The following is a 7,529-nucleotide window of genomic DNA, read 5'->3' on the forward strand; positions in this document are numbered from 1 at the left end:
TCGATGCGCATTCTTCTGCTGTCGCAGTTTTACCCTCCGGTGATCGGCGGCGAGGAACGCCATGTTCGAAATCTCGGTGCCGCGCTGGCGCAACGCGGGCACCATGTCGCCGTCGGGACGTCAGTGCATCCTGGTTCGCCCGACACGGAGATGGACGGCCAAGTCCGCGTCCACCGTCTGCGCGGCACGTTGCAGCGGTTGAGCGGTCTGCACGCCGATGCGGAGCGGCCGCATGCTCCGCCGTTTCCCGATCCTGAACTCGCGCTGGCGCTGAGGCGGCTGATCGTCGCGGAACAGCCCGACGTCGTTCATGCCCACAACTGGATCTACGCCTCGCTGCTGCCTCTCAAGGCGTTGGGCGGTCCACCACTGGTGATCACGATGCATGACTACGGACTGTCCTGCGCCAAAAAGAACTTCATGCATTTGGGCCAGCAACTATGCGGCGGCCCTATACCGGCAAAGTGCCTTACTTGCGCGGGCAGACATTACGGTGCCGTGAAGGCTGCTGCGACCACGCTCGGAAACTGGGCGACCGGCTTCGCGGCTCGGCGCATGGTCGACCGCTTCATCCCTGTGAGCCACGCCGTAGCTCGCCATACCGGCTTGGTCGAAGGAAGCGCGCCCTACGAGGTAATTCCGAACTTCGTGCCCGACGACGTCGGCGTTCTCGCCGCCGAGGAAGCCTGTGTGCGGGAGTTGCCGGAAGGAGAGTTCATTCTGTTCGTGGGCGACATGATGCGATTGAAGGGAATTCACGTGCTGGCGGAGGCCCATAGCCAATTGGAGCGGGCGCCGCCCCTGGTGCTCATCGGGCGCCGGGCTCCGGACACTCCTGCGGTCTTCGCGTCAAACGTCCGGGTCATGGGCACATGGCCGCATTCGGCCATTATGCACGCGTGGCGCCGCTCGCTGTTTGGCGTATTGCCTTCGGTTGGGCCCGAGGCTTGCGCGACGGTGGTGATGGAGGCGATGGCCTCGGGCAAAACCGTTGTCGCCAGCGACATCGGCGGCATGCCGGACCTGATCGATCCCGACGAGACCGGACTGCTGGTGCCGCCGGGCAATGCAGCGGCGTTGGCGGCGGCCTTGCAGCGGTTGATCGACGACCGCGCGCTGCTAGGCCGGCTTGCAGCGGCGGCAACGGCGCGAGTCAAAGGCCTCAAGGCCACCGCCGTGGTGAGCAGGATTGAGCAGGTCTACCAAGAGGTGGCGCGGCCATCGGTGAACGGGATGCGGGCGTTGGAAGCCGCAGGGGAGGTGCCTTGTCCCTAGCCCCCACCAGCACCATCGCCGGCCGGCTGCTCAAGGCGGCGCGCAAGAGCGCAGGGCTGCTCCGGAATTCTGGTGCGCTGACAATCGCAGCCATCGTGAGCGCCTGCCTTGGCTTCTGCTACTGGTGGCTGGCCGCCAGGCTGTTCCCGCCCGAGGCCATCGGCCGGGCATCTGCGCTGTTGTCTGTCATGGGTCTTCTGGGACTGCTGGGAGATGCTGGACTGGGCACGCTCCTGGTTGGAGAAATCTGCCGTTCGCCGGGCAAGGTCCGGGGACTTGTCGGCGCGGCAGCTGTGGTCGCGTTTGGACTCGCGGTCACATTGGCGCTGGCATTCGTCCTTGCGGCGCCGCTGTTCAGCCATGCCGCTCTGGTCACGGGATGGCCATCGGAACTCCTGTTCGTATTCGGCTGCGGCCTCACTGCGGTCACGATGGTGGGCGGTCAGGCGTTCCTCGGCACTCTCAACGGCACTGCGAGGATGATCCAGCAGGTGCTCTTCTCGACCTTCAAGCTGGTTATGATCGGCATGGCAGCCGCCGTCGGCGCCGCCGATGACACCGCCATCCTGTTGACCTGGGTGGCGGGGCTTGTGGTCTCGTGGGTCGGTGTCGACATCGCGACCCGAGGCAGTGCGCGTAGTCTGCTCGGCCGTCCGGACTTCGGCCTGCTCCACACGCTTCGCCACAAGGTCGTCGATCACTACGCACTGGACGTCGCTCTGCAGGCTCCGAGTCTCGTCGTGCCTTTTCTCGTGGTGGTGCTGCTCACGCCGACGACCAATGCGGCGTTCGCGGCGGTGTGGATGCTGATCACGACCGCCGCAGTGATCCCGGCGGTGCTTGCGACTGTGCTGTTTCCGGTGGCGCGCGCCGGCCCGAAGCAGTACCGGGATAATTTCGCGATGTCTCTGGGCCTGTCGCTGCTGTTCTCAACGGCCTGTGCCCTATTCGTCCTGATCTACTCGCGACAGATACTCGCATTGTTCAACCCGGCCTATCCTGACATCGCCGGGACCAGCCTACGGTTCCTAGGCTTCAGTCTGGTGGGGCTAACGCTCAAATTCCATGCCTGCGCGCTGGCGCGGCTCGATGACGCCATGCGCCGGGCATCGCTATGGTTCGCGCTCGGCGGGGTGATGGAGCTAAGTTTCGCGGTGATAGGCGCCAAGCTCGGCGGCCTCGAAGGGCTGGTGCTGGGCTGGACCTCCTCCGTGAGCATTGAGGGCATGTGCATGCTCTACGCGGGCTATGCCGGCCATACCCGAACGGCTTCCGATCGGACCTATCCAGATCCCGATCCGCAATCGACGACACGATCAATGTTCGACCTCCCCGAGGCGCAGAACTCCGCTGCCCCCAGCCGAAGGCACGACGGTTCTTGTGTCGACTTCTATTTCGTAGCGAAAGGAGCCGATAGATGACCACCAGCCAGATATCGATGCCGCACGTCAGAACCACGCCGCGCTATCGCCACCCGGGTGGTTCGACGGCTTTTGGAACCAATCTTGCTTACCGACTCGGCAAGCTGAAAGATCTCGGACTACTGACCGGTGTTTGGCTCGACTGCGGTTGCGCGGACGGTGGCTACACCGAAGCGCTAGTAGCCTGGGGAGCCCAGAAGGCCATCGGCGTCGATCCCGAACAATCGAGAATTGACGCAGCGCAGGTCCGCCAGCGGGCTGCCATCGAGAGCGGCGAGGGCTCGGCGCAGAGGCTAGAATATCACTGCTGCACCGATCGCTTCCCGCTGCCGGGTTGTTCAGTCGATGCGGCTCTGATGAATGAGGTGCTCGAGCACGTCGCGGACGAGGGGGCGACCTTACGCGAAATACGCCGGGTGTTGCGGCCGGGCGGTCGGCTGGTGGTGATCAGCCCGAACCGCTGGTTTCCGTTCGAGGGTCACGGCATGCGGTTCATGGGGCGCGATTTCGGTTTTCCAATTCCGCTGCTTCCCTGGCTGCCTTATTCCCTCGCGACGCGAGTGATGTCTGCGCGCAATTATTGGCCTCACGAATTGCGAGATACCGTGGCCGCTGCGGGGTTCGAGATCGAGAAGGTGGATTACGTGCTGCCGGTGTTCGATCTCTATAAATGGATGCCGTCCTCTGCCATCGCGGCCTACCGCCGCTTGATGCCGGCAATTGAGCGGACGCCGCTGCGCAGATTTGGCGTCTCCACGCTCGTCCTTGCGAGGCGGCCCGGCTGAGGCGTCCGCCAGTGCCTTCCACGCTGGCGCACGCGAACGGGTCGTTCAGAACTGAAGCGCCAGCTTCGGGACGCAGGCCTGTGGGCATGATGCGAAACTCTGGAAGCGCAGGCTGAACAGAAGAAAGGGCTTCCGGGCGGCACCGGAAGCCCTTCTTCGCCAGCCGCGGGCAGCGAAGACTGCCCGCGATATGAGCCTAGTCTTGCGCGAGCGAGCGTCCGGTGGTGCGCATGACGGAGCGTCCGGTCTGCGACTTCTCCTCCTGCAAAGCCGGTGGCGGTTGCTGCGCGGGCATCGCCGGTTGCTGTTCGATGGCATCGTCTGCGCCGAGCATGACGTTGACGAGGTCGCCGGGCTGGAGCGAGGTCAGGCCGTCAGATTCGATGTTGACCGGCCCTTTCGAAGTCTGACGAACGATGCTGTAGCCGATCCTGTTGGTCTGCTTTGCGGAGGGGAACTGAGATCGGGTAGCAGGCAGACTGCTCAGCACGCCTTCGCTGGTACGGAATTCGCGCTCGTTGTCGGCCAGCTGGCGTTCGATCATGTCGATCTCGACCACCAGTTCGTTCTTCAGGTCGGATTGGACCTTGATCCCGTCAGCCTGCATACTCGCAAGGCGCTGTTTGGCCATGCCGTATTGATTGAGCGCATCCTGCCGGCGTTGCTCGGCATCGGACAATTCACCTTGGACCTGGCTCAGTACCGCCTTGCCAAGAACGTTGCGTTCCACCAGTGCACGAGTACTGTCGACGCGTTCCTGGCGGGTCTTCACCAACTGGTCGAGCGAATCCGTGCGTCCGTAAGCCTGGATGTCCTGCTTGGCAGCATCCAGGGCGCCAGCAATGGCGCGCTGGCGCTCCTGGCGGGCCAGCAGCATCGGCTTGCGGCGTTCGCTCTGTTCGTCGAGCAAAGATTTGGCTTCCGAGGCACCGACCATCTCCATGAGTTGCACCGGGATCTTGGGAGCCACGCCGTCCCGCTCTGCCTTGAGCACCGCCACTCTCGCGAGCAACTTGAGCATGGAGTTGGCCGCGCCGCTGCGCTTCTGGATCTCGCGTACGGTTTCGACCTTCATGTATGAATCGCCGGACCCGCGGTCGAGCCCGCCCGCCAGTGCAACGGCGTGGAGCACTGTCATGCCCGAGGCGTATTTGAACGACCCCGAGTTCTTGACCGGACCAAGGACGAAGATCGGTGAACGTTCCAGCGAAACGATATTCACCATCCCCTTGTGGCCCAAAGTTTGTTCGAAGTTCTCGACGACGGACGCTGTGAACTGCTGAGGCGATTTGCCCGCGGCGGTAACGGTGCCAAGAAGGGGGAGCGATATGGTGCCGTCCTCCTGGACGGCGTATTCGCCGCTCATCTCCGGGCGCTGGACGATGCCGCGCATTGCCGACGAATTGCGACCCCACTTATCGTCCTCGACCGCGATGCGCTCGTAGAAGGCCAGCTTGATGCGGTCGCCGATTGCGAAGCGCGTGCCGACCGACGGCTCATCCACCGGCGCTGCATTCGGCGGATCGGCGGTTGGAACGTCCGGCGTCAATGCCGCTCCCAAGGTTTCGCGCACCGCGTCGGTGGCGAGCATGTTCGGCTTCGCCGGCACAGGGGGAAGAATCGACGCCGCGACGACGTCATTGATATTCGTTCGTACCGCTTCCACCCCCAGCACTGCCAGCCCGGACACCCCCAAAGCGAGCAGGACCGGCTTCATCTTCGGACGCGACGAGGTCCCTTGCGGAGTCGCAGCGCGGGTCGGGACGCGCTTTTCTTGGTCGTTGATACGCATAGCGTGCCGCCTCCGTTGATGCAGTCCATCTCAAGGTGCAGAATGCAAAATGGCATCGTCGTCCTTCGCGGGAGAAGTCACAACTTCCCAAATGGAGCACCCCTTTTGCGCAGTGGTCGCTGATGAACGTCTGACTTTTCCTAACGTGTTTTTTGCAGCGCCCCCTTCGTGTTGTTGCGCGACCGGCGAACAGCCTGCGACGCGGCAGGACAACGAGAGCGCAAGAACGCGGAATTCAACGAGAGGGCCCGAAGGTCCACCTGCCTGGTTGGACCGCGCGCGCCGCGCGCATTGACCCATTATGCGGTGCGACGGATTCCCGGAGCGCTTGAGATCCGACCCTATCGGGGCAACTGCGGGTTACTCCATGTTGGTTATAGGACTCGCGAAAGCGCGGGACGCATAATGGCGTCTCGAGGGAGGGCCCTCCATGGTTCGTGCCAACAAGAAAAATCTGATCGTCCCCGACCCGCGTCGGTCGTCGTGGTACGTCGGCCTTGTGCTGTTCACGGCAGCATGGATGTCCGTCGCAGCGTTTGCCGAAGAGTTGACGTCACCTCCGGCCTCCGCTGCGAGCAAGGCGGCTCCGCGGATTCCATCGGGGCAGGCGCAGGAAAACGACCTGTCCACGCCGCTGGCGCAGGAGCTTGCCGGCGCGCAGCGCGAAGTCGAGCTACTTCAGCATCTTGCAAAGGCGCACGAGCGGGCTGAACGCCTGGACCAAGACCTCGCTTCGGCGCGACGCAACCTCGACACACAGGCTGCTCTCGTCATCAAGGCCAAAGATGAGGCCGCCCAGATTGCAAAAGCCTCCGAAGCAGTGGCGACTGATCTCAGGCAAGCGGTGGAGAAGGAGCGCGGTCGGGCCGAAGCGCTTGCCGCCTCTCTGACCAAGATCCGGCACGAGCTCGCTGTCAATCAGGCGCAGATGTCCAGAACGGCCGATGAGGCGGCGGAACTGCGACGCCAGATCGCCAGCTCAGGTCCGGCACGTCAGGCACCTGAGGATAAGGATCGCATCGCGGCACTTGAGCGAGATCTGGCGACGGCACGGCGCGAAACCGCTGAACAAAACACGCTCCTTGCAAGCGCCCGCGAGGAAACCGCTCAGTTGAAAAAGTTCGTTGAGGCCGAAAACGTCAAGGTCACACAGGCAGCGCAGAAAGCGCGCGAACGGTCTGACACGCTCGCCGGAGAACTTGCGCGCGATCTTGGCGCTGCGCGTCGCGATGTCGATGCACAGATCTCGCTTGCCACAAGATTGCGCAATGACGCCGAGCGTTTGCGAGTGGATTCCGCGCGGGACACGGCCTCTCTCCGAGAACAGCTGCGGTCGGAGCGCCTCAAGACCGAAACGCTGGAGCGCGCACTTGCCACCGCCGGTCGACGAACAAATCTCCCGCTGAGCGAGTCCGTCAGAGTTGCGGTGACGCCAGCGGCGGTGTTGCCGTCAGTTCCGGACGTGCCGATGGATGTCGCACCAGGCGCCGGTTTGGCGACTGCGGTTGACGCGTCTGTCGCCAAGCCCACTCCAGAGATGGCAGCGGCTTCCGCCAGCCTCGTCGCCCGCGCCAATTCGCTGCTTGGACAGGGCGACATCATTGCGGCGCGAACTGTGCTGGAGCGGGCAGCGATGATGGGCAACGCCAAGGCAAATTTCGCGCTCGCGGAAACCTACGATCCTGCGGTGCTGGCCAGATGGGGGACCTATGGCACGCGTGGTGACCCAGACATGGCGCGCAAGCTCTACACAAAGGCGGTCGCCGACGGAATCGAAGAAGCGAAGGAGCGCGCCGAAGCGCTGCGCCGTTAGATCGCCCAGCTCGGCGCCAAAAATTGTGTGACATCCGCTGCGTGGGACAGGAGTTCGACCGATGCGCAAATTTACGGAATTCCATATCCTGCTGGTCACGTTCGCAGCAGCATGTGCGTTGACGGTCGGCAGTGCTGCAGCTCAGGACTACACACATCCATCGTTCCGCAGAATCACTCCTTCGGTCCTGCGGTCTCCGCAGCCCTCTCCGCAGAAGCTGAAGATGAACGCATGGACCGTCGGCCTCGCTGGCGGTCTCATCGAGGGGGCGCCACTGCGCCTGGCTGCGGAAATGGCTCGCGTTGCCGACGATGGCGACGAACTCCGCGTGCTGCCAGTTGTGACCCGCGGCGCGGCGGAGAATGTCAATTCGCTGCTCTATCTGCGCGGAATCGATGCGGCCATCATCAATTCGGATGCGCTCGAAGAATACAAGGGACAGG

The 7,529-nt window shown here is 63.4% G+C and carries 5 protein-coding genes and 1 pseudogene; 5 read left to right on the plus strand and 1 reads right to left on the minus strand.

Annotated features, from left to right (window positions below; translation table 11 throughout):
- Window positions 1-3 precede the first annotated feature (3 nt).
- The 3 genes from ACIQ17_RS03640 to ACIQ17_RS03650 are packed head-to-tail and all read left to right on the plus strand — an operon-like array spanning window position 4 to window position 3,481.
- Window positions 4-1,275 carry a glycosyltransferase family 4 protein gene (locus ACIQ17_RS03640; protein WP_398465481.1) on the plus strand — a complete coding sequence of 424 codons (1,272 nt, stop codon included), beginning with the start codon at window positions 4-6 and terminating at the stop codon, window positions 1,273-1,275.
- Window positions 1,266-2,696, plus strand: coding sequence for a lipopolysaccharide biosynthesis protein (locus ACIQ17_RS03645; RefSeq protein WP_398465483.1), 1,431 nt, complete (start codon window positions 1,266-1,268; stop codon window positions 2,694-2,696). Before ACIQ17_RS03640 ends, ACIQ17_RS03645 begins: the two co-directional genes overlap by 10 nt.
- Window positions 2,693-3,481 carry a methyltransferase domain-containing protein gene (locus ACIQ17_RS03650; protein WP_398465485.1) on the plus strand — a complete coding sequence of 263 codons (789 nt, stop codon included), beginning with the start codon at window positions 2,693-2,695 and terminating at the stop codon, window positions 3,479-3,481. Before ACIQ17_RS03645 ends, ACIQ17_RS03650 begins: the two co-directional genes overlap by 4 nt.
- 196 nt (window positions 3,482-3,677) lie before the next feature.
- Here the strand turns inward: ACIQ17_RS03650 and ACIQ17_RS03655 are convergent, their stop codons facing one another.
- Window positions 3,678-5,273 (minus strand): polysaccharide biosynthesis/export family protein, encoded by a 1,596-nt coding sequence (locus ACIQ17_RS03655; protein WP_398465488.1) that lies wholly within the window; start codon window positions 5,271-5,273, stop codon window positions 3,678-3,680.
- A gap of 430 nt (window positions 5,274-5,703) precedes the next feature.
- On the opposite strand from ACIQ17_RS03655, the gene ACIQ17_RS03660 reads away from it, so the two are divergent.
- Together ACIQ17_RS03660 and ACIQ17_RS03665 are read left to right on the plus strand one after the other, a co-directional pair.
- Window positions 5,704-7,086: a hypothetical protein gene (locus ACIQ17_RS03660; RefSeq protein ID WP_398465490.1), complete on the plus strand. Its 1,383-nt coding sequence runs from the start codon at window positions 5,704-5,706 to the stop codon at window positions 7,084-7,086.
- Between the two features lie 61 nt (window positions 7,087-7,147).
- Window positions 7,148-7,529: pseudogene (locus tag ACIQ17_RS03665) on the plus strand (C4-dicarboxylate ABC transporter substrate-binding protein); the annotation flags it as partial.

Source organism: Tardiphaga sp. (genome assembly GCF_044340795.1).
GTDB lineage: Bacteria > Pseudomonadota > Alphaproteobacteria > Rhizobiales > Xanthobacteraceae > Tardiphaga.

Bases quoted from the DNA above. Each gene is read 5' to 3' on its own strand.
- ACIQ17_RS03640 (WP_398465481.1), top strand. From the start codon at position 4: ATGCGCATTCTTCTGCTGTCGCAGTTTTACCCTCCGGTGATCGGCGGC.
- ACIQ17_RS03650 (WP_398465485.1), top strand. From the start codon at position 2,693: ATGACCACCAGCCAGATATCGATGCCGCACGTCAGAACCACGCCGCGC.
- ACIQ17_RS03655 (WP_398465488.1), bottom strand. From the start codon at position 5,273: ATGCGTATCAACGACCAAGAAAAGCGCGTCCCGACCCGCGCTGCGACT.
- ACIQ17_RS03660 (WP_398465490.1), top strand. From the start codon at position 5,704: ATGGTTCGTGCCAACAAGAAAAATCTGATCGTCCCCGACCCGCGTCGG.